Genomic DNA, 21,628 nt, shown 5'->3' with positions numbered 1-21,628 from the left:
CCAAAATCGCCCCTCACCCTCAGCACCTATCGCTCATTCACATCTGATGCTGCTCAAGCAGAAAGTCCACAAACAACCGCACCCGCACCGGCATTGTCGAGCCGCCCGCAAATACGGCATGAATAGGTTCGCGGTCGCCCGGGTTGAAGGCTTGCAGCAAGGGCATAAGATCGCCGCGCTGTATATCCTCGGCCACGCTGAACTCACCGATGCGGGCGATACCGGCGCCTACGCGGGCGAGCTGGGCAAGCGCTTCGCCGCTGCTGCATTCGATGTTGCCGCACACAGGCAGGGAGAATGACTGGCCGTCGCGGATAAACGGCCAGTTGGGTTCGGCGCGGCGGAAGTTGAAACGCAGGCAGTTGTGCTGAGCGAGGTCTTCCGGTTGCAGCGGGGTGCCGTGGCGTTGCAGATAGTCTGGGGACGCCACCACGACCTGCCCTGTTTCACCGATGCGGCGCGCAGTCAGCGGGCTGTCGGGCAGTGGGCCAAAGCGCACGGCAACGTCGGCCTCGCCGGCGAGGATATCGACCACTTCATCGCCCAGGGACAGGTCGACGGTGATCTTTGGATAACGCGCGGTAAACGCAGCCACCAGCGGCACGATTGCCAACCGTCCATGGCCGAGCGCAGCGCTGACGCGCAGGCGGCCTCTGGGCACGCCTTGATCGGCAATGGACTCTTCTACCTCGGCCATGTCGGCAAGAATACGGCGGGCGCCGCGCAAGTAGGCCTCGCCTTCAGCGGTAAAGGTGATTGCACGGGTGGTGCGCAGCAGCAGCCGCGTGCCAAGGCGTTGCTCGGTACGCGTGATGATGCGACTGACCGCCGAGGGTGTCAGGCCCAGCGCCCGCGCGGCAGCTGACAGGCTGCCCTCCTGCGCCACCGTGGTAAACACGACCATGTCGCCCGACCTGCCGTTAAAGTCCATTTGTGCTCTCTACGCAAAGGTGTTTACCGGAAAAGCCATCTACCGCCATCAAGGAGCGGATTGTAGCATTCGCGGCATAGATGAGGAGCCTTCCATGCGTATCAACCCACCCCTTGTTGCACTTGCTATCGGTGCCTTTGGCATTGGTGTTACCGAGTTTTCCCCAATGGGCATGTTGCCCGGCATCGCCGCCGATCTGGGCGTATCCATCCCGGCTGCCGGCTTGCTGGTCAGCGCCTACGCGCTGGGCGTACTGCTCGGCGCGCCGCTGATGACGCTGACCACCGGGCGCATCCCCCGCCGCTATCTGCTGATCGGCCTGATGGGCATCTTCACCCTGGGCAACCTGATGTCAGCGATGGCGACCGACTACTACAGCCTGCTGATCGCCCGCATAGTGACCTCGCTGAACCACGGCGCCTTCTTTGGCGTTGGCTCCATTGTTGCCACCAGTGTGGTCGCACCGGACAAACGCGCGGGCGCGGTGGCGGCGATGTTTCTGGGGCTGACGCTGGCAACCATTGGTGGCGTGCCGCTGGCGGCCTGGTTTGGTGATGCGTTCGGCTGGCGTACCGCGTTCTGGGGTATTACCGGCCTTGGCGTGCTGGCGATGGTCGCGCTGTGGTTTGCCTTGCCCCATGTGCCGCAGCCCAACAGCGGCGGCGCATTGGCCGAGATCCGCGTGCTGGGCCGTGGCCCGGTGCTGTCGGCGCTGGCCCTGACCGTGATCGGCTCCAGCGCCATGTTTACCGTGTTCACCTATATCGCGCCTATTCTGACCAGCGAGACCCACGCCTCCGCGGCCTTCATTACCGCCATGCTGGTGCTTTACGGCATCGGCCTGACGCTGGGCAATATGTGGGGCGGCAAGGCGGCAGATCGGTCGGTTGATCGCACGCTGATTGCTTCACTCAGTGCGCTGATTGTGATCCTGCTGGCCTTTACCGTGCTGATGCGCTGGCCGCTGCCTGCCGCCGTGGTCATTCTGCTCTGGGGCATTGCCAGCTTCGCCATCGTGCCGCCGCTGCAGATGCGGGTGATGGAGGCCGCCAAGCATGCGCCCAACCTGGCCTCTGCGGTGAACATCGGCGCCTTCAACCTGGGCAACGCGATTGGTGCGGCGCTGGGTGGAGCAGTCATCAAGGCAGGGCTCGGCTACCCGGCCATCTCGCTAGCCGGAGCGGCGATGGCAGCAATTGGCCTGCTGATGGTGCTGGGCTCAGTCTGGCGTGCCCGGGCGGTAACGGCGGCGGCAGTCTAGGCACCGAGATACCGCTGGCGCAGCAATCAAAAAGCCGGGCAATACGCCCGGCTTCTTAACCCCTTCCCCAGGGCCTGCAGAGCGGCCACAGCGTGATGCTATTGCAGCCATGCAGACCTCACACAGCGCAGTTGTCCACGTTAAATAACGCCAGCGCGCGCATGCCGATCCACGTAATCTGGCCCAGGACAAGATGCATCCAGCCCAGGGTCTGCCCCGTTATTGACGCCCCGCACGGCCGAAGGGAGGCCGTCAATGCGTGCGTCTGGCCGCGGTGAATACCGAAGTGACGCTCAGGCAGATTGAGCTGCTTCTGGCGTTAGGTGCGGGTTGGCAGGAGGGGAATGCAAGCGCTCAACAGTGACGCCGCATTGAATCGCCGAAGCGCTGAGGGTTAGGCTACGGGCACGGCGGCAACAGCCAAGCCACCACAGGCCAGCAAAAAGGAGCGTTAAACAATGGATGTGCCCTGCTCTTCCCTCGACGAAGTACGCCAACGAATCGATGAGATCGACCGCAGCCTCGTCTCCTTGCTCGCCAAGCGCGGCAACCTCGTCACCCAGGCGGCCAGCTTCAAGAAAACCACCGATGATGTAAAAGCGCCTGCACGGGTCGAGCAGGTTATCGCCAAGGTCCGCGCCATCGCCAGCGAAACCGGCGCTTCACCAGAGGTAGTGGAACAGGTATACCGGGCGATGATTGCAGCGTTTATTGCGGAAGAACTGTCTACCCACGCGCAACTGACGAACGCGCCATCCGGTAGTTAAAGGCCGCCTGGGCAAGGGGACAAAACAGCCATCGAGTCGACTGCCAAAACCCAAAAATTCGCTACGTGTTCAGGGCCTGGCCAAGCGTGTTGGCCCTATTGACCAAGGAAGGCAATGACCAAGAGTACTGTTCGTTTTGCGCCATGGGTCGGCCCCCGCTACGAGCAAGGCATTCATGGCCTGCGGGTACTCGTGGTCTGCGAGTCACACTACGGTGCCAAAGAGAATGAACGCCCGACTGTCACGCCTGAGATCGTAAAGGCTCTCGCCTTGGGCCAGAAACACCCGCAAGCCACCGCCAAGCTTCGCCGCCACCCACATTTCACCAAAATCATGGCTTCTATCCTGAACACCAGAAAGCGATTTTCCAAATCAGATAAAAGCGAGTTTTGGCATAGCATCGCCTACTACAACTTCATCCAGGAGTTCATACCCAAAGCCCGAAAGACGCCATGCGACGCCGCATGGGAGAGAGGCAAGCAGCCATTCACTGAAGTCTTGGGGGTGCTGAAGCCAGATTTAATCGTCTGCTACAGCAAGCGAAACGGCCGTCGGGTTAAGGCACTGACAGGTGATGTACCTGTAGCCGTGGTGAGCCATCCTTCCTCACACTTTTCCTATTCTGCTAGCAACCCCATCATTGCCGAGCAGATGTCGCTGGCACTGCAGCGCAAGGAACAAGTACCCGCGCCTGTTGATGCAAGCGCTTTGTATAAAAGCTGGTGCGATACGACAGCAACTGCTTTACCCACACCGGGAAAGCACCTATCGATGCCGGACAGCCTTACTCTTAAAGCGCAACGGATGGACGCTATGGGCGCTCTCGATGAACCCAGACCAGAGTACTGCAGTGATTGCATCGCGAAGGGTTCCGCAGAGCGGCCAGTCAACCGAGTCTAGCCCTAGCGCTGACTCAGCGTTGCCACCGACACGCCAGAGGCAACAAAGGTCAGCCCTGCCCCCATGTTCAAGCTGTTCACCAGCCGTGGCCGGTTGAGCAAAAAGCGGGAGAGCGCAGTGGCAAAAATGCCCATCAAGGCAAACCCCAGCGCCGTCAGCACCGCAAACCACACCCCGTATACCACCATCTGCACAGTGACCGAACCACGCGCCGGGTCAACAAACTGAGGGATAAAGGCCAGCACGAACAACCCCGGCTTCGGGTTGAGTGCCGCAGAGAGAAACCCGGTCAAAAAGATGCTCGGCAATGACTGCCGAGACGCCGCCTGCAAGTTGAACAAACTGCGCGAGCGCAACACCTTGATGCCCAGCCACAGCAGATAGGCCGCACCAATCAGCTTCACCACCCAAAAGGCAACCGCCGAGGTTTGCATCAGCAACGTCAGCCCCAACGATGCCGCCGCCACATGAAACAAAATACCCGCACCAGACGCCATGCCAGACAAAGCCGCAGCCAGCTTGCCCTGGCTAAGCCCCCGCCCGATAGCCAGCAAATTATCCGGCCCCGGCGCCAGCACCAATAGAACGCAGGCAGCGGTATAGGCAAACCACACACTGATGGGAAACACGGCAGGCTCTCTCGTTGGGATGGGTTAGGTGCCATGCTGACGGTGTGGCGATAGGATAGCAAGTTGGGGCGATGACCTAGTGGAGCGGCTGTTTTCGGCCAGAAGCGGCCGGTCTCCCCAATAAATAAATCTACCCCCCTTTAGTCTTTTCCTTAACCTAAAAGCTGGAAAACTATTAGTTCATGATTTGTATTTGATCAGGCCTTAATAGCTCACTTCGAATAAGTTCATCTCGTGCCCCCGCCGGATCAGCGGTGAACAGCACGACACGCAAGTCCTCCATTGCACGGGAGAACGAGACATACGCTAGTTTCTGAGTTACAGAGCGTTGTCGATCAGAGGGATCGCCAGCCGTGCCTGGTGTCAGGGTTTTATTAAAACTGTAGTGGTTCCATGCGGCCTCAATATCGTCATAGACGACTAAGACTTTTGCGTACTCCTCACCCTTGACCCCATGCTGGGTGCTATAGGCCGTATTGTTGTTGAGGTACTGGGCGTAGCGGGATACCGCCTCTGGTGCCATTGTGAATAGCGCGTCTGCTAGCCAATCCCCTTTGTCTAGACTGTGAATGACCTCATCAAACTGCTCGAGCCGAGGGGCGCGATCGAGATGCTCACGTAACTTGTCGGAAGGCTGGATGATCTGCTTCTCGATACAAAAACGAAGAATCGTTCCGATTGTCTCGCCACCCCACAACTCCTGCAATTGGCCAACTACTTCCTTCGACACCTCAATCATAAAGTTCAGTGACTTCTCCGAGTTTAATCCATCGATTGCGAAAGCCGGACTATTATGACGAAGCAGATTGATAATTTCTCTTTCATCACCTTGAGCTTGAGCAGCGACAAGAGGACAAATCGTCGTAATAAATGGCTTGAGAAGAAAATGTGTACCTTCCTCAAAGGCATCTTGCGCGCGGGACGATGCGTAGTCGCCTGTAAAGAGACGATTTAGATCAGCGAACCCAAGCCTCCGCGCAATCATTTGGCGTGCAAGGAAGAGCCTGACGATATCGTCACGCCCAGCCCAGCCCCATGCATCGACTGCTGCATCCATGCGTAGCAGGGCACGCTCAATTTGTTCTTCTGAATAGCGCCTGCGTGGCTCCGTTGGATCTTCTGCTTTTACCAGCAGGAATTCGACACTGCCTTCACATGCAGCATTTTCGCCAGCGGCATATTGCTCAACATCTCTGCGATAAGCATTGAGGAGTCGGATAACACTCTGCGAACAGCGGAAATTCTCCGTTTTCTTGATAACTTCACCACCATCAGGGGGTGAAAAAACCCCAGCACTTCGGTCATAAATTTGCTGCCAGGGGTCACCGAAGTATCCGACCACAGGAAGACCAATGCCAGCACCGACAAGATTAAGTCCGGTGACAATACCCTCAAATGTGTCCTGTGCTTCATCGACGAAGATATAAGGAAAACGCAATCCGACAATACGCCTTAGAGTTTCATTATTCGCAAGCAAGTGGGTGGCAATCGCGATGACGTCATCGTGGCCAATCTGCCCCTTTCCGTAATCACTAAAGTTTGTGTCGGCATAATCAAAGCTCTTAACTGACTCAAGAAGAGCTAACTGCTCTATCAGTCGCGCGCGTTTTGCGCGAGCCTTTTGTGCCTTTTTGCTACCGCCCCCGTTATCATCATCCTCTGCCTTCTGTATAAGAGCTGGAAGACGACTTTCACAAAGCGCCTGTCGAATATCATCATGGAAGTGGCTGATCTGCCCCCACAAGAATCCGTGAAGAGTTGAAACTAGGTACAGCTCGTCGAACCCCAGCCTTGCCTTGATCACTTCAACCGCACGCTTGGTAAAGGTGATACATGCAACACGCTGACCATGCTTTCTAAGAGCAATCCCCTCGCGATCGCGAATTCGGCTCAGAGCATCAACCAGCGAACTTGTCTTACCAGCCCCAGCGCCTGCGATCATAGCGAAGCTTCGGCGACTTTCTAGGCATTCTCGGACTAGGGCATCCGCTTTGCTTTCAACCCACCCCCCCATGCTATGCCCCCTCCGTGCCAGCAGCTTTTGCCGTCGTGTCTGCTTCACGCACTGGATCCAAGCGCGACTCAAGCCAACTTAGCCCCTCTGCAATGTAGCTAGGAACGACCCATTCCTGAGTGCATGCCAAGATATCCATAGCAAAGTCAGTCTTCTTGAAACTATCCGAGCGAACCTGTTCGTAGACAGCCTGGTAAGCGTCGCTCAGAAGCGCTGGAATGTGGGTGTCGATAGATAAGACGCCGGATCGAAGCAGCCCGAAGTTCTCGTAAAGGATTGCCTCCTCTAAAGTGCGCGGCCGCATCGTTGCCTGAGTCTCACCTTCCGTTACCAAGATATCCGTCTGAAAAGAAATACAACGATCCTTCTCGGCTTGCTGTCGCTGAGCTGGAGTCAAGGCCATAAGCTCAGCGACGGTGGTTATCCCACACAGTTTTTTGAGAGAAGCATTTGAGGTTCGAGCCCCGGCAAGGTCCGCCCGACAAGCTCGGGGATATCCAGTGGGCACTACGGAATCGAGATCGGTGATAACTAGGTATGGAATGTGAAGGAAGCTGAGCAAACCCTCGAAACGGTGGGCATAGGCGCCTCCCACTTCCAAGATTGTGAGGTATGTCGTTCTTAGTCGCCCAGCAGCACGCTCAATCATGGATGGCATTAACAGCTTCTCGACGGCCCCCTCGACAAGAATGGCAGCATCCGCAAAGAACAAATCACAATGTGTTAGTCGTAAATAGCGTTTGAGGAAGGCCAACGACTCCGCAGGTTCGATCCGCTTCTCATCAACCATTTCCACTTCCGGCTGGAAGGCCCGAAGGCTATGAACTACTGAGGCGTTGCGAATACTCTCCGCTGCTGTCTCACCTTCGATATAGCAGCGCTGAAAGTAACGGACTTTCTCGAAATCCACAGCCTCCATGATGTGCGAAGAGTGCGTAGTAACAACCAGCTGTGGTACGAGAGCAGGTTCTCCAGCCGCCTCGGCGGACTGGTTGATCACCTGCCAGATGTTGGAGATGAAGGCCTGTTGCACCTGCGCATGAAGGTGAACCTCAGGCTCCTCAATAAAGATCATTAGGCATAAAGGCCTGTTTTCGGCAGTCATCACCCATTGAGAATGGAAGTGCTGAGCTTGGATTGCCATGTAGATCAGGTTTTTGAAGCCAAGGCCGTTATAAAGCTCTGGCAGTTCATGCTGGCGACCAGGGTCAACGTAGAGCAGCTCGGTGTTCCCACGCAGCGCACTTTCAGGGCTTAGCGAGGAGATGATCCGCAACTCTCGATCATTAATCGATGGCACGCCAAGGTGCTTGATGAGCTTAATCAGCGGTTCAAACTGATTGGCGTAGTGTTCAGTCAGTAGCTTGTTGTTGGCATCGATTACGCTGTGTGCATCGGCAGCATGGCCAGCCTGTTCAAGATTCTTCTGGTAGAAGGCGGCAAAGGCTGACGAAAGCCGGTTACTGCGGCTGCTGTCATCGTCGTTAATGTTGCGCTGTGCGTCGACAAACTCAACCCGGATGAGATGCTTCAGAAGCCGTTTACCTTCGTCAGGGGCTAGCTGACTCGTCAGTGTTTCAGTAGGTGCTCCGTCCTGGCGTTTCTCATCAAGTGAGAAGTAGCAAACCGCAAAATGTCGGCCAAGATTTCCATCAAGCGCCAGATACTGAGCCAGCGTCTTAGCGCGGGTACCATCATCCTTGTGCGGATAGGCGGCTTCGTAGCTCTCACGCAACGTCTTCGCGTCCGCGACCTCATACGACAATCGAATTCCTACCCGCGTTAAGTCAGAAAGCTTTGGCAGCAGTGTGAACACTCTGCCGAATGCGATACTGGTAGGATCGATGGTGAACCAAAGGTCAAGACTGATCTTGGGGAGCTTGCTGGCATCATCTGTCGCGGTGAACGCGTCGAAGTCTGCTATTCGGGCGACCGAGAAATCATGAATCTTGAAGTCGCGTCCACCTAGAAAGCAGCGAAAAATTGCGGTGGCAGAAGTCTTGCCGCTGTTGTTCGGGCCAACAAAGATTGACTCCCGCTCCTCAATGTCTATCTGAACTTTTTCCAGTCGACGGAAATTTTGGATCGAAATACTACTAACTCTCATACAAACCTCCTCCCTGACGCATTGAGAGAGCAATCATTCACTGCCCGATTGAGATCCTAGCCTATATCCTTTCGGCTTGGTTCCTCCACCCTCTCACACCTGCTGCCTGGGAGTATCAGTTCGTTGTCCTCGTGCCGTCGCTTCTGGCCGCCTCCTGTCTGTCGTGACTGGTCGCTCTGGGTCTATAGCTGTCGGTCGTGAATGACTGCTCCTGGCCGAAAGCACCCTCTCCAACCCTTCCACCAAAACCCGGCATTCCGTCCAGATTACCCATACCTCCGCCCCTCCAAACTACTTTCCCATCAATGTTCTACCGCAGCTCTGGGCGCAGGCGTAGATCTCGCCCTGGAGCACCTGATGGAGGTAGCGTCAGACATTTTCTGGTCAGTGGCTGAAACGGGTATTAGGCGGTGGCTTAGTAGCAGGGAACTAGCCCGTGACTGCACATCAGCCCCGCCGCGCCTTGCGCAGCCGTGCGGGCGGGTTGCCGAACCAGCGCTGGCACAGACGGGTCAGTACCGATTGGTCTGCCAGCCCCAGCAGGTCGGCAATCTGAGCGAGCGGGATATGCGTTTCCAGCAGGTAATGTTCTGCTGCGTTGCGCCGAACCTGGTCACGGATGGCATCGAAGGTCTGCTTCTCGGCGCTCAGTTTGCGCTGCAGCGAGCGCACGCGCGAGAACAACGTCACCCCGCTGCGCCGCTCGGCCTGAGTCGCCAGCCTGCACAGCTAAAGCAGGGCGTAACCTCGCCCTGCTTTATCAGGACCCTCAGAAACGAAACTCCAGCATGCCGGAGAGCGTCCGCCCGCGCGCCAACGAGAGATTGTTCACATCACCCATGGCGACAAAGTAGGCCTGGTCTGACACGTTCTCCATGGAGGCTGCGATATTGAGCTGGTCGGTCACCCAGTAGCTGGCGTACAGGTCATACACCTGATACTGCGGCCACAGCGCCTGCTCCAGCTGCGAGTAGGTCGGTGTGTTCAGGTTCGCGCCGTTGCCCTCGCTGTAACGCACGCGCCCGCCCACATCCAGACGGTTGTCGAGAAAGCGCATGCCCAGCGTCAGCGCCCCCCTGTCGGCGGGCATGTAAGAGGCGCTGCCCATGACCTGATTGCACTGCACAAAGTTGTTCAGTTCGTCGTTGGGCTGGGCGTCATACACCGGCAGCTGCACCGGGATCTGAATCGGGCCAACCTGAATAAAGCCAGGCCGGGTGCCCACCTGCACCAGCTCCTGCGCACCGCCCAGATAGAACTGGTTGGAGCAGAAGTCATTGCTGCCGATCATGTGGGTGTAGCTGAGGCGCGAGTAAAAGCTGCCTGCGTCGTAGTCCAGGTTGTACTCAACGCCGCGAAAGCGCGTCTCCTCCAGGTTGTTCTGGTACGCACTGCGGCCCATCGAGGTGTTGGCGGCGGTCAGGCCGGGCACATCGACGTTGACGTCCATGTAGGAGAAGTTGTCGATGCGGTTATCAAAGTACGCGACCTTGATACCCAGGCGATCACCGTCGCGCAGCAGTGATTCGGCAAAGATATTGAAACCTGCCTCCCAGTTGTTGGAGCGCTCGGGTTTCAGGAAGGGGTTGGGGTACACCATCTCGCTACCACCGCCGCCATGCGGGCGGCCCGACATAAACGCCTCGGTCACAGCCGGCGGGCGCCAGCCCCTGCCCCAGCGGGTATACAGCTGCAGCCAATCAACCCCCGGTTTGACGGCGATGCCCAGCGTGGGCGACAGGCGGCCGGCCTGCTGGTCTACATCAAACACCATCGCCTGTTCGCTCCTTGCGCCATCCTGCGTGACAAACTCGCCGTCGGGATACATCCACACCGTCAGCCCGCTTTCGCCCTTGAGTCGATAGCGGTCGTAGCGTAGCCCGGCATCCACCCGAAGCCAGTCGCTGTAGTCCCAGACCAGCTCACCGAAGATGCTGGCCATGGTGCGCTCGCCATCGGGGTTGGCGCCCTTGATAAAGGGATAGGCCAGCTGATTGATGGTGGGCGTGCGGGTGGTTGAGGGCGAAAAGCGATCCTGATAGACCTCGCCGCCGTAGGTGAAGGTAAGCAGGTGGTCGTCGCTGACATCAAAGTACGCGGTGTTGGTCAGCTGCAGGCCCCAGGTATCGATCTGATAGTGGTCGAGGTAGTCGGGATACCAGTTACCGCTGCTCTGGCTGGCGGTGCTGGCGGCGTTCCAGCGGTCCTCGCGGGTGGTCACGTAATACAGCTTGGCTTCAAGATCGATCAGGTTGCTGTCGGGGTTGTAGCTGTAATCCAGCGCGGCGTTGCGGGCGATCAGGTCGCTGGCGCTGCTGCGCAGGTAGTACGTCGTCTGCGCATCGGACGAGACATAGGTCCAGGCATTCTTGCTGTCGGCGTCGTACTCCATGTAGCTGAACTGCAGGCGCTGGTCTTCCGGCAGGTTGAGGCCGAGCTTGAACAGGCGCGAGCGGCTAACGCTGCCGGTGTCGCCCACCTCGGACTCCAGCCAATGCTCCCAGGCCTGAGGATGGATATTGCGCAGGCGAATCTGGGTGCCCAGATTGTCCTTATCGCTGGTACCGGCGCGGTAGTCGCCAAAGTGGCGCTCGCTCAGGCCCAACAGCACATCACCGGTCTCGTTGCCGAAGGCAAATACCGCGCTGCCGTTGAAGTTGGTACCGTTACCCAACTCGCCAATGCCGTGGCCTGCGCGCAGGCGCCCGCCCATCTCCTTGCCATCGGTCAGAAACTCGCGGGCATCGACGGTATTGAAGGTGGCGATACCACCCAGCACGCCCGCCCCACCCTGCCCGGCGCTGGTGCCCTTGGCAATCTCGACGCTGGAGATAAACTCCGGATCGATAAACATCACACCGTTGCGCTGCTGATGACCGTTAACGGAGAAGTTCTGCCGCATACCGTCGATGTTCATGTTGACCCGGCCGTAATCCTGCACGCCGCGAATGTTCACCGACAGGCCCGGATCCCGCTGGTTGACGGCGGTATAGACGCCGGAGGTTTCTTCCAGCAGGTCGGCCACATGGCGCGGCGGGCGGCTATCGATCTGCGCGCGGTCGATCACTGCCACCGAGCTGGGCTCCAGGTACACCTGCTGGCGCTGGGTCAGCTCCTGACCTTCAACCATGATGGTCTGCAACTGCAACGCGTTGTCGGCCGTCTCGGCCCGGCGCGTGAGGGTTACCTGATTGATGCCGTCGAAGCGAAAGTCCACCGGCGCACCGCCGATCAGCTGCTGCAGAGCCTCGCGCGCGGTCAGTTGCCCGGCGACCGCAGTGGCGGTCAGGTCTTGCAGCCGTGCACTGTCAAACAGCACCTGCACCCCGGCCTGTTCGGCATAGGCCAATACCGCACGATCCAACGGCTGGGCAGGAATATCAAAACGCAGCAGCTGCGCCTGGGCCTGACCGACGGATGCAGGTTCCGCTGCCTGGGCTTGGGCGCTGCCCAGCGCCAGCGCCACAGCGAGGGCGACGCCGTTGAGCAGCGGGAATGGGGTGGATGTAGGCGCTACAGCAGAACGACAAAAACGCATGACTGACTCCGGCAGATTGTTGTTAATGCAAATCACTACCAACAAGACGCGTCACCGGTAGAAAGTCAGTAACTCTTTTTCAAAAAAAGTCGTTTTTGCACTCGGGAGCATTGGAGTGGCACAGCGCCATGAACTAATAAACCAGCGTCACACCCAGCATCTGCAGCTGCCGCAGGTCCATTTCGCGGGTCAGCGTACTCAGGGCGTTATCCAGATCATCCAGCCGGATGACACCGCTGACCTCGCGTTGGCCCAGGGCCTGGTCGGCAATCAGAAGATGCCCGGCACGGTAGTGGTTCAGCTGGGCGACGGCCTGGGCCAGGGGGGTGCGATCAAACACCAGCAGGCCGCGCTGCCAGCTGGTCAGGCGCGGCAAGTCGAGCGCCAGTGGGCTGAGACCCTGCGCGTCGTAGCGCAGACTTTCGCCCTCTGCCAGCTGCCACTGGTGGCCGCCAGCGGACACCTCTACGCTGTGCTCCAGCACACCGACCAGAGCGGCGCCGTCGTCTTGTCGCTGCACCACAAAGCGGGTGCCCAAAGCGCGGGTGGTGCCGCCGTCCGCCGCGACAACAAAGGGCCGATCAGCCTGCGCGGCAACCTGAAAGATGGCTGCGCCGGCCAGCAGCTCCACCTGCCGCTGGGCACTGGAGTAGTTCACGCGGATGGCGCTGGCGCTATCGAGCAGTACCTCGCTGCCATCAGCCAGCGTCAGACTGCGCACCTCACCTGCAGCGGTATGGTGGTCGGCGATCAGCGGCAGCATGATGCGCTGCTGCTGGCTCCAGCCCAACCCGCCGAGCATGGCAAATACGCAGGCGGCGGCGACCCAGCGACGGACCCGCGAGCGCCGCCGCGCAGGGCGTTGGCGCTGCGCAGCACTGCGCTGACGCCGAGGCTGCAACGGCGACGCCGGTGCCTGCGCCAACGCGGCCCAGGTATCGCGGGCAAAGGTCAGCGCCTGCGCATGACGCGGGTCTGCCTCCAGCCAAAGCGCCAGCGCAGCTTCCTGCTCGGCCGCCAGCGGGCCATCGCTCAGCAGCACGGCCCATTCAGCGGCCTGTTCGCGTATCTCTCGCGGAGTGGAATGCTGGCTAGTCACGCGCGCTCTCTGTGATTCGGGTGTGGTTCCGGGATTAAGGGGCATACCGTGTAAAGACGTTCGATCAGCAGGAAGTCGGTAATCGCGCCAGTCATTGCTCGCTTTCTCCCTGCAGATGCGCCATGACATGCGCCAGCGCCTTGGCCAGATGTTTTTGCACCGAGCTGTCAGAAATACCCAGTTCGCGGGCCACTTCGGCGTGAGTCAGCCCTTCGATACGGTTGAGATGGAATATCTCCTGAGTGCGCTTGGGCAACTGGGCCATCACCTGCTGCAAGGTCTCTACCCCTTCTCGGGCGGCGGCAATCTCCTCGACCGAGGCACCGGCATCGACAATCTCGGCCAACTGTTCATCGGCGAGCAGGTCGGTCTTGCGGCGCAGTTGCTGACGCTGGTGGTCAATCAGCAGATTACGGGCGGTGCGGTAGAGGTAGGCAGGCGAGTTGTCGATACGCCCGTCCTCGCCCTGCTCGGCCAGGCGCAGAAAGCTCTCTTGGGTCAGGTCCGCTGCCAACTGTGAATCATTGCTTCGGCGCAACAGAAAGCTCTGCACGGCGGATGCATGCTTCAGAAACAGGCCCTTGATATCCAGATCCGACAATCGCAGCCCCCTGAGTTCGGGCGATGGAAGGCCGCATCATATTTTTAATGAGAAATATTTTCAATTGGGAATGTATAGCAATATTGCATGGCGCCCGGCCAGCGGCTTAGACGCCATACCAGAGACCGCGCCGCGTGGATGCCACAGCGCGGATCAGCAGGAGGGATTACTGAGCAGCCGACTTGTTCTGCAGCTTCGCCACTGCCTCGTCCTGAATCTGCTGGATACGCGGGCCGACACTGGCCATACGCTGCTGCATGACACCCATGGTGTTCTGCATGATCAGCGGCATCTTGGCGATCACCGCCTTGCCCGCATCGGAGCGGTAGAACTCGAGCATGGCGTCCACTTCAGATTGTGACAGCGAGCGCTGGTAAACATCAATGAACAGCGGCTCCATGGCGTCCCAACCTAGCGCCTCATCCAGCACCGCGATCATGTCGGTGCGCATCTCATCGAGCACCTTACGGTCCTCGGCCGAGATTTCCTTGCCCTGCATGGTTTGCTCCATGGTGGCGCGCATCATCTGATCGGCCTGGGCCATGGCGCCTTCCATCAGCTCACGGGTCTCGGTGATGGTCATCAGTTCACGAATGGATTCGTCGCTGGGTGGATTCGCCATGGCGATCGGTGAAATCAAGGTAAAAGCGATAGACAGGAGGAGTTTCTTCACGACGTATCCTTACTGGTGACTATTTGATTGAAACCTGCCGCCCCGTTATACCACAGCTGGAATCCGGCTTTGGCGCCACACTGGCTGGTTTAGCCGTGTCATCGCGGCAAGATGCTTCCACTGTGATCTGCTACGCCCTTTCTTTACCTGCCGTACCGCTCAGCCGTACACCCCGCTGATGTGCTGACGAATGAGCGTTGCCATACCCTGAGCATCTTCGCTTGCGTGTTGCGGAACATGCAGCTCGATCGCAAAGTCAGGCAATGATGGCAAGCCGGCCTCTGTTCCCAGTACCCGAAAGCCATCCGGCACCAATGGGCGCAGCCACGGGGTCAAAGCCAGACCGCTCTGTACTGTCGCTAGGGTGGTGTCGACTGAGGCGTTTTCAAATATCACACGCCAGCCTATGTCAGCCTCGGCCAGACGAGAGAACACCACAGGACGAAAGGCGCAGGTCGGGGTTACAAAGCACAACGGCAACGGCCTTTGGGTAAACACGTCCTCTGCGCTGGCCAGCCAAACCAGCGGCGCCAACGCCAGGCGTTCTTCCGTGCTCTCGGCTTCTGGACACTGCCGGATGATCAGGTCAATCAGCCCCTTGGCAAAGTCACTCATCAGATCAACGGATGAACCGGACACAACGATGACTTCAACATGCGGATACGCTTGAGAAAAGGCCTTGAGCACGGGAGCGAGGTACGCGCCGGCCATATCATAGGGTATGCCGATCCGTAGGATCTCAGTGATGGTCGCGCCAGCCATCGAAGCGCACAGACTGTCATTGAGATCCAGCAGCCGCCGCGCTTTGGGCAAGAACTCGACGCCCTGGGCGGTTAACTGCGCTCCACGCGAATCGCGCTCCAACAGTTTGCAGGCAAAAAACGCTTCCAACCGCTTCACCTGCTGACTGATTGCGCCTTGGGTCAAATGCAACTGACCCGCGGCGGCGCTGATGCTGCCGGTTTGCGCTACGGCAACGAAGGCACGAAGCAGGACAAGGTCAATATGACGAACCAGGGACATGTGAGTGGCCATTACGATTACTAATACCCCCAGTATAAACATTCGATAGGCGGTGCTGTTCCGTCCAGCTAAGGTAGCCTTCTTTTGCACGGAGCCATGGTTATGATCGCGAGTAAGAACAGCACCAACGTCGAGGCAGCGCTGGCTCGTATTACCCGGTACTGGACACCCCAGATCATTGGCCAGGTCAATGATCAGTACATCAAGGTGGCAAAGCTCAAAGGCGAACTGATGTGGCATTCCCACACCGATGAAGACGAGCTGTTTTGGGTGGTATACGGCGAGCTGAAGATTCAACTGGAACAGTCGGAGGTCACCCTTGGCCCTGGCGATTTTTACGTAATCCCCAAGGGCACGCCACACAACCCGGTCGCCGCTGAGGAATGTGGCATCGTCTTGATTGAAACCGTGACCACCCGCCACACGGGCGACGAAGTCAGCGCCCGAACCGTGCCTATCGAGCGACAGCTTGGCTAAACCGGGCGCGCCGGCAGCTCTTTCAGGGCTAGCCCACTAGAAGACACGCGCCAAACGGCCGACCAACTGAGACGCCTGTTCGGGGCTGGTGATATTGGTAAAACCCAGCATTAAGCCGCACCTGTGATTGCCTTCCAGATACCATTTTGACAAGGGCTGGACCGCCAGCCCTGCGGCCTCGGCACGCACAGCCAGCTCAATGTCACCACCCTCGCACAGCTCCACCAGCAGGTGCATGCCGCCCGCCTGGAGGTGGATGCGGATACGGTCAGCCAATTGCTGCTGCAGCGCATCGACCAGCCATTGCCGTCGCTCGGCATAGAGGCTGCGCATTTTCTTCAGATGCCGCGCGAAGTGACCTTCATTCAGAAACGCAGCCACCGTCGCCTGCAACACCTGAGGACAGTGGCTGTGCAGGCGATCCGCTTGCCGGGCAAAGGCTTGACTCTGCTCCGCAGGCACTACCAGATAGGCCAGCCGCAGCCCCGGGAACAGGACCTTGCTGAAGGTGCCGGTGTAGAGTACCCGCCCCTGCTGGTCGAGGCTTTTGAGTGCCGGCAACGGCTTGCCCTGGTAACGGTATTCACTGTCGTAATCATCCTCGATGATCCAGCTACCTTGCCGTTCTGCCCACGCCAGCAACGCCAGCCGACGCGCCAGTGACAACGATACGCCCAACGGACTCTGATGGGTCGGCGTGACCAGCGCAAAGCGTGCGTGCGGGGAACGGGCGACACCCTGAGAGACGTCCAGTCCGTGCTCATCTACCGGCACTGGCACCAGCTGTGCGCCAGCCTCCAGCAGCGCGTTGCGGGCCAGAAAGTAGCCCGGTTCCTCCAGCCAGCACGCATCGCCTTGCCCCATCAGCGTATGGCAAATCAAATCGAGACAGGCTCGATAGCCCGCGCACACGAAAATCTGATCCGGGTGGCAGCTGATCCCGCGTGCAATTCCCAGGTAGGACGCAATGGCTGCGCGCAGCGGCGCGTAGCCGTGCGAGTCAGGGTAAACAAGGCCGTCAAGGCCGGCCTGGCGCAATTGCCGACCTGCCAACCTTACCCAGAGCTTGCGAGGAAACGCATCCAGCGCGGGAAGGCCCATTTGCAGCGGTAGCGGCGGCTTGCCGTCATGAATGGCTGGATAGGCGGTCGAGATAGCGGGCGCGCGAGGCACACAGCTGGCAACCGGCGCCAGCTGCGGAGCGACAAAGGTGCCGGCCGCCCCGCGGGCGATCAGATACCCCTCGCCAATCAGCAATTGATAGGCGGACTCAACAGTGCCGCGCGCCACGTTCAGCTCCGCCGACAACGCACGCGCGGCGGGCACTCGATCACCGGGCTGCATACGACCGTCAGTAATGGCGTCACGAACCCGCTGATAAAGCTGGCGATAGATCGGCGTTGACTGTCGACGGTCAAGATCGCTGGGAACAAACATGGCCTACTCGTTTAAGCATTTTTTGGCTCTATAGCTTAAGCCATCGCGTTTATAAGCTGGGCTCCTGTTTATCAAAAGGCGACGACCGTGCCGTACACACTTGAACACCTGGAGGGTGACAATGCGTTTGCTGCCAGCTTTGAACTGATGCGCGTATTGCGCCCGCATCTCACCCGGCTGGACGATTACAAAGCGCAGCTCGCTCGCCAGAGCAGGCAGGGCTACCGGCTGCTGGCGGCCTCAGGCACCGAGGGCATCGTTGGCCTGATCGGATACCGTGAACTGGAGAATCTGCTCTATGGCCGTTTCATTTACGTCGACGACCTTGTGGTGAAACCCAGTATCCAGAACAGCGGCCTGGGACGGCAGCTGTTAAAGGCAGTGCGCGAGGTCGCAGAACAACGCGACTGCGACCATCTGGTGTTGGACACCGGCCTGCATATGCCGCTGGCCCAGCGTTTCTATTTCCGCCAGGGCCTGCTGGCGCGAGGGTTACATTTCAGCGAGAGTCTGCGAGCGCAAAACCTGCCATGAAGAGCCTGTTACTGATCAACGCGAGTCCGTATGGACAGCACTCCCATGCCAGTCAGCTGGCGCTTGAATGGCTGGCGTCGTTACGCCGCCAGCACCCCGGCCTTGAGCTGATTGAGCGCAACCTCAGCACAGAGCCATTGCCACCACTCGATGTGGACTACGCTCACGCCCTGACCAGTGCCGAGCTATTTGCTTCGCCAGTATTCAAGGTATCCGAAGAGTTGATCGGCGAACTGGAACGCAGCGACATGCTGCTTATCACGACGCCTATGCATAACTTCACGGTGCCCGCCGCGCTCAAACTCTGGATCGACTACGTCCTGCGTATTCACCGGACGTTTAGCTCCACACCGAAGGGCAAAATAGGCCTGCTCAGCGACCGGCCGGTACATGTCCTGGTCAGCTCCGGCGGGTTTCACCGGGGCGAGCAGGCACGCCAACCGGACTTCCTGACCCCTTACCTGCGTCAGGTGCTCAACACACTGGGGCTCTTCAATCTGCGCTTCACGTATCTGGAGGGACTGGCGTTTGATGACGACGCCGTGCTCACAGCGGTTGAAGGCGCCCGAACTTCGCTGTGGCAAGCCCCATCACTCGACCGCCATGACCTGGCTAGACCTTTCTCTCATACGGAGTGTTAACCATGAGCCAACTTAGACTGCCGTTCCAGTCGCTATCACCTGAAGCCTACCAGGGCCTGCTCGCTACCAACACGGCGCTGGCCAAGAGCGCGCTTGGCTTGCCACTGCTGGAACTGGTGTATTTGCGTATCTCACAGATCAACGGCTGCGCTTTCTGCCTGCAAAAGCACTCGCAGGCATTGCGCGAAGTTGCCGTGCCGCAGGACAAGCTGGATTGCCTAGCAGGCTGGCGGGTGAGCGCGTTGTTTGACGAGCGCGAGCGCGCCGCCCTGGAGTGGGCAGAGACGCTCACCGGCATCAGCGAAAACGGTGCGCCAGACGCGGTATACGAACCGCTGAAAGCGCACTTCAGCGATAACGAAATATCTGATCTGACCCTGGCGGCCGCCCTGATGAACGCCTTCAATCGACTCGCGGTAGGGATGAACCTCTAAGCACCGCAACACACGCAGCCATGCCGCTTCATCAATCCGCTGAGGGAGCGGCAACCTCCCACCCGAGTTCGCCCCGAGTGATCGATAACAGCTGCTCTTGTAGCGCATCGACTGCAGTCGTGGGCAAGCGCAGATGTAAACGCACAGCCTGCCCGTGACTGACCGTAAGCAGCTCACCGCCGAGTTCGGCAATCAGGTTGCGGGCGACACCTTCATGGGCATAGGCCAGCTCGCAGTTCAGGGTCTGAACAGGAATGTGCTGGATTTTTTCCGCCTGCAGCAACGCCTGTGCTACCGCATCGGTATAGGCCCGCACCAGCCCGCCAGCACCCAGCTTGACGCCGCCGAAGTAGCGCACGACCGTCGCCAGCACACCATCGAGCTGTTGATGCCGCAGCACATCCAGCATCGGCCGCCCCGCCGTGCCCGAGGGTTCACCATCGTCCACCGCCGCACTGTGACCACCCGCCAACAACGCCCAGCAGACATGTGCGCAACCGGGGTGCTGCGCGCGTAACTCATTCACCCGCACCTGCGCTGCGGCGCGATCGGTGCAGGGTTCGACGCAGGCAAGGAAGCGGCTTTTACGGATTTCCAGCGTGTGGGAGACGGGCTGAGCAAGACTGTACATGGCGCTAGGATAACCCGGTAGCCACGCTGCATACAGTACTGAGAAGCCCAGCCAAAGCCACGTTGTCGGCAGAAAAATTCTGGCAACAACCGGTATCCCGGCTCTATTCGACCCTCTAATATTGGCCGCATCTGACCAAGCAGCCGAGAAGCCAACGGTTGCAAGCAGGAGCGCCTAGATGAACAACCTCAAACCGGGGCTATATGCAAACAACACAGGCCGTTGAGATCGGGTTGGTACTGTATCCCGGCGCACAGCAGGCGGCTGTGCTCGGCCTGACCGACCTGTTTGCCGTAGCCAACCGTGAGGCACTATCGCACCTGCCGCACGCCGAGCCTCCGCTGCGCGTAACCCACTGGCAGCAGAGCAGCCCTGACACCCTGCCCAGGCGCGTCTTTGATAGTGCTCCAGACTCCACAGCCCCGGCGATATTGTCAGCGCTGATACTACCGCCCACGTTAGATGACCCCGTTGGCGTGGCAAAAACGGGGACACTCAGCGCTTGGCTGCGTGCACGGCACACCGAAGGCGTAACCCTGACGTCGGTTTGCGCGGGTGCTTTTCCGCTCGCCGCCACCGGACTGCTGGCGGGCCGCAAGATGACCACCCACTGGGCCTACGCGACGTTGCTGCAAGAGCGCCATCCGGACGTCATCGTCGATATCGATCAACTCATCATCGACGATGGCGACATTATCACCGCCGGCGGCCTGATGGCCTGGACTGATCTGGGGCTAAGGCTGGTTGATCGGCTGCTGGGACCGACCGTTATGATCGAGACAGCACGCACACTGCTGGTCGATCCACCCGGCCGCGAGCAGCGTTATTACAGCCTGTTTTCACCGCGCCTGACCCACGCAGACGCGGCGGTACTAAAACTGCAGCACTGGCTGCAAGCCACTCAGGCCAAAGAGATGGCGTTACCAATCCTGGCGGCGCAGGCCGGACTGCAAGAACGCACGCTGCTGCGCCGCTTTCAGAAAGCCACCGGCATGACCACTACCGAGTACTGCCAGCGCTTGCGCGTGGGACGGGCACAAGAACTGCTGCAGTTTGACACCGCGTCGGTGGAGCGCGTGGCCTGGGACGTTGGCTACAGCGACACGGGTGCGTTTCGTAAGGTGTTCACCCGGATTGTCGGCCTGTCACCCAGCGACTATCGCCGCCGCTTCAGCAGCAGTCCGCGAGCGGGTGTTTCATAACAGCTGCCGCGCGCTGCGGCACAGCTTGTGTCGTTATCAACACGCTTAATGTCTTTAGCGCCACTTATCAGCCCGTCGTCAAACGCCGAACATGGCAGCTCCCCAACACCAGAGGTAGTACGTCATGAAACACACCGGCTTGATTGTCATCGATCTGCAAAACGACTATTTACCTGACGGCAAGCTGCCGCTAACCGGCATCGAGGCTGCCGCCAGCAACGCCGCCAGCATCATCGCCGATGCCCGAGCCAGGAGTATCCCGGTGTTTCACGTACGCCATGAATCGGTCGATGCCGATGCTCCGCTGTTCGCAGCTGGCTCGCCAGGCGCACAAATCCAAACATGCGTGGCACCCGCAGGCGATGAGCCGGTAATCATCAAACGGCATATTAACGCCTTCCGGGAAACCGACCTCAAGCACCAATTGGACCAGCACGGCATTGAAGAGGTTGTGGTGATCGGCGCGATGAGCCACATGTGCGTCGACGCTTGTGTGCGGGCCGCGGTAGACATGGGTTACCCCGCCACTGTGGTACACGACGCCTGCGCCACACTGGACCTTGAGTTCAACGGGGTAACAACGCCAGCGGCGCAGGTACACGCCGCCATGATGGCGGCCTTCGAGTTCGGCTATTGCGCCGTGACGTCGACACAGGCGTATTTGGCAGCCTCGTAGTCGGCATTAGTTGGCAGGCTATTGTTTAGGACGCACAAAAAACCGGGCACAAG

21 protein-coding genes are annotated in these 21,628 nt (G+C 59.1%); 9 read left to right on the top strand and 12 right to left on the bottom strand.

From position 1 onward, the window contains the following. Window positions 1–37 precede the first annotated feature (37 nt). Entirely contained in the window at window positions 38–931 is an 894-nt protein-coding gene (locus ASB58_RS04125; RefSeq protein WP_118129434.1) for a LysR family transcriptional regulator, read from the bottom strand. Between the two features lie 94 nt (window positions 932–1,025). On the opposite strand from ASB58_RS04125, the gene ASB58_RS04120 reads away from it, so the two are divergent. The 3 genes from ASB58_RS04120 to ASB58_RS04110 all read left to right on the top strand — a co-directional run bounded on the left by ASB58_RS04120 (window position 1,026) and on the right by ASB58_RS04110 (window position 3,859). Beyond that, a complete protein-coding gene (locus ASB58_RS04120; protein WP_118129433.1) occupies window positions 1,026–2,192 on the top strand; it encodes an MFS transporter in 1,167 nt (388 codons plus the stop codon). 458 nt (window positions 2,193–2,650) lie between these two features. Then, a complete protein-coding gene (locus ASB58_RS04115) occupies window positions 2,651–2,959 on the top strand; it encodes a chorismate mutase (protein WP_118129432.1) in 309 nt (102 codons plus the stop codon). 114 nt (window positions 2,960–3,073) lie between these two features. Beyond that, on the top strand, window positions 3,074–3,859 hold the full coding sequence (locus tag ASB58_RS04110) for a hypothetical protein (protein ID WP_235827207.1): 786 nt from the start codon (window positions 3,074–3,076) through the stop codon (window positions 3,857–3,859). A gap of 2 nt (window positions 3,860–3,861) precedes the next feature. On the opposite strand, the gene ASB58_RS04105 is transcribed toward ASB58_RS04110, so the two are convergent. The 9 genes from ASB58_RS04105 to ASB58_RS04065 all read right to left on the bottom strand — a co-directional run bounded on the left by ASB58_RS04105 (window position 3,862) and on the right by ASB58_RS04065 (window position 15,543). Beyond that, a complete protein-coding gene (locus ASB58_RS04105) occupies window positions 3,862–4,488 on the bottom strand; it encodes a LysE family translocator (protein ID WP_118129431.1) in 627 nt (208 codons plus the stop codon). 175 nt (window positions 4,489–4,663) lie between these two features. Continuing rightward, a complete protein-coding gene (locus ASB58_RS04100; protein ID WP_118129430.1) occupies window positions 4,664–6,502 on the bottom strand; it encodes a UvrD-helicase domain-containing protein in 1,839 nt (612 codons plus the stop codon). Window position 6,503: 1 nt separating this feature from the next. Next, window positions 6,504–8,609 (bottom strand): ATP-dependent nuclease, encoded by a 2,106-nt coding sequence (locus tag ASB58_RS04095; protein WP_118129429.1) that lies wholly within the window; start codon window positions 8,607–8,609, stop codon window positions 6,504–6,506. A 447-nt stretch (window positions 8,610–9,056) separates the two neighbouring features. Continuing rightward, a complete protein-coding gene (locus tag ASB58_RS04090; RefSeq protein WP_202974584.1) occupies window positions 9,057–9,299 on the bottom strand; it encodes a helix-turn-helix domain-containing protein in 243 nt (80 codons plus the stop codon). A 79-nt stretch (window positions 9,300–9,378) separates the two neighbouring features. Continuing rightward, the gene (locus ASB58_RS04085; protein ID WP_118129427.1) at window positions 9,379–12,147 is read right to left on the bottom strand and encodes a TonB-dependent receptor; all 2,769 of its coding nucleotides are present in this window, start codon (window positions 12,145–12,147) and stop codon (window positions 9,379–9,381) included. A gap of 133 nt (window positions 12,148–12,280) precedes the next feature. Then, complete coding sequence (locus ASB58_RS04080; RefSeq protein ID WP_235827205.1) at window positions 12,281–13,246, bottom strand: FecR family protein; 966 nt, start codon at window positions 13,244–13,246, stop codon at window positions 12,281–12,283. Window positions 13,247–13,337: 91 nt separating this feature from the next. Further along, complete coding sequence (locus tag ASB58_RS04075; protein ID WP_118129425.1) at window positions 13,338–13,847, bottom strand: RNA polymerase sigma factor; 510 nt, start codon at window positions 13,845–13,847, stop codon at window positions 13,338–13,340. Between the two features lie 166 nt (window positions 13,848–14,013). Continuing rightward, complete coding sequence (locus ASB58_RS04070) at window positions 14,014–14,520, bottom strand: DUF2059 domain-containing protein (RefSeq protein WP_118129424.1); 507 nt, start codon at window positions 14,518–14,520, stop codon at window positions 14,014–14,016. A gap of 159 nt (window positions 14,521–14,679) precedes the next feature. Beyond that, a complete protein-coding gene (locus ASB58_RS04065) occupies window positions 14,680–15,543 on the bottom strand; it encodes a LysR family transcriptional regulator (RefSeq protein WP_118129423.1) in 864 nt (287 codons plus the stop codon). Between the two features lie 102 nt (window positions 15,544–15,645). Here ASB58_RS04065 and ASB58_RS04060 point away from each other — a divergent pair, with 102 nt between their 5' ends. After that, a complete protein-coding gene (locus tag ASB58_RS04060) occupies window positions 15,646–16,020 on the top strand; it encodes a cupin domain-containing protein (RefSeq protein WP_118129422.1) in 375 nt (124 codons plus the stop codon). Window positions 16,021–16,056: 36 nt separating this feature from the next. Here the strand turns inward: ASB58_RS04060 and pdxR are convergent, their stop codons facing one another. Beyond that, on the bottom strand, window positions 16,057–17,457 hold the full coding sequence (gene pdxR, locus ASB58_RS04055; RefSeq protein ID WP_118129421.1) for a MocR-like pyridoxine biosynthesis transcription factor PdxR: 1,401 nt from the start codon (window positions 17,455–17,457) through the stop codon (window positions 16,057–16,059). A gap of 87 nt (window positions 17,458–17,544) precedes the next feature. Between pdxR and ASB58_RS04050 the strand changes: the two genes are divergently transcribed. The 3 genes from ASB58_RS04050 to ASB58_RS04040 are packed head-to-tail and all read left to right on the top strand — an operon-like array spanning window position 17,545 to window position 19,066. Beyond that, complete coding sequence (locus ASB58_RS04050) at window positions 17,545–17,991, top strand: GNAT family N-acetyltransferase (protein WP_104737798.1); 447 nt, start codon at window positions 17,545–17,547, stop codon at window positions 17,989–17,991. Then, a complete protein-coding gene (locus ASB58_RS04045; RefSeq protein ID WP_118129420.1) occupies window positions 17,988–18,632 on the top strand; it encodes an FMN-dependent NADH-azoreductase in 645 nt (214 codons plus the stop codon). The genes ASB58_RS04050 and ASB58_RS04045 overlap by 4 nt, the downstream gene beginning before the upstream one ends. Before the next feature lie 2 nt (window positions 18,633–18,634). Continuing rightward, window positions 18,635–19,066, top strand: coding sequence for a carboxymuconolactone decarboxylase family protein (locus ASB58_RS04040; RefSeq protein WP_118129419.1), 432 nt, complete (start codon window positions 18,635–18,637; stop codon window positions 19,064–19,066). 31 nt (window positions 19,067–19,097) lie between these two features. On the opposite strand, the gene ASB58_RS04035 is transcribed toward ASB58_RS04040, so the two are convergent. After that, window positions 19,098–19,697 (bottom strand): IMPACT family protein, encoded by a 600-nt coding sequence (locus ASB58_RS04035; protein ID WP_118129418.1) that lies wholly within the window; start codon window positions 19,695–19,697, stop codon window positions 19,098–19,100. Between the two features lie 203 nt (window positions 19,698–19,900). Between ASB58_RS04035 and ASB58_RS04030 the strand changes: the two genes are divergently transcribed. Both ASB58_RS04030 and ASB58_RS04025 read left to right on the top strand, forming a co-directional pair. Next, a complete protein-coding gene (locus tag ASB58_RS04030) occupies window positions 19,901–20,899 on the top strand; it encodes a GlxA family transcriptional regulator (protein WP_118129417.1) in 999 nt (332 codons plus the stop codon). A 124-nt stretch (window positions 20,900–21,023) separates the two neighbouring features. Further along, entirely contained in the window at window positions 21,024–21,575 is a 552-nt protein-coding gene (locus tag ASB58_RS04025) for a cysteine hydrolase family protein (protein ID WP_118129416.1), read from the top strand. The last annotated feature ends 53 nt before the right edge of the window (window positions 21,576–21,628 follow it).

The organism is Pseudomonas abyssi (assembly GCF_003444685.1).
Taxonomy (GTDB): domain Bacteria; phylum Pseudomonadota; class Gammaproteobacteria; order Pseudomonadales; family Pseudomonadaceae; genus Halopseudomonas; species Halopseudomonas abyssi.
The sequence above is the reverse complement of the archived record's forward strand: the minus strand, read 5'-3'. Positions and strand labels throughout refer to the sequence as shown.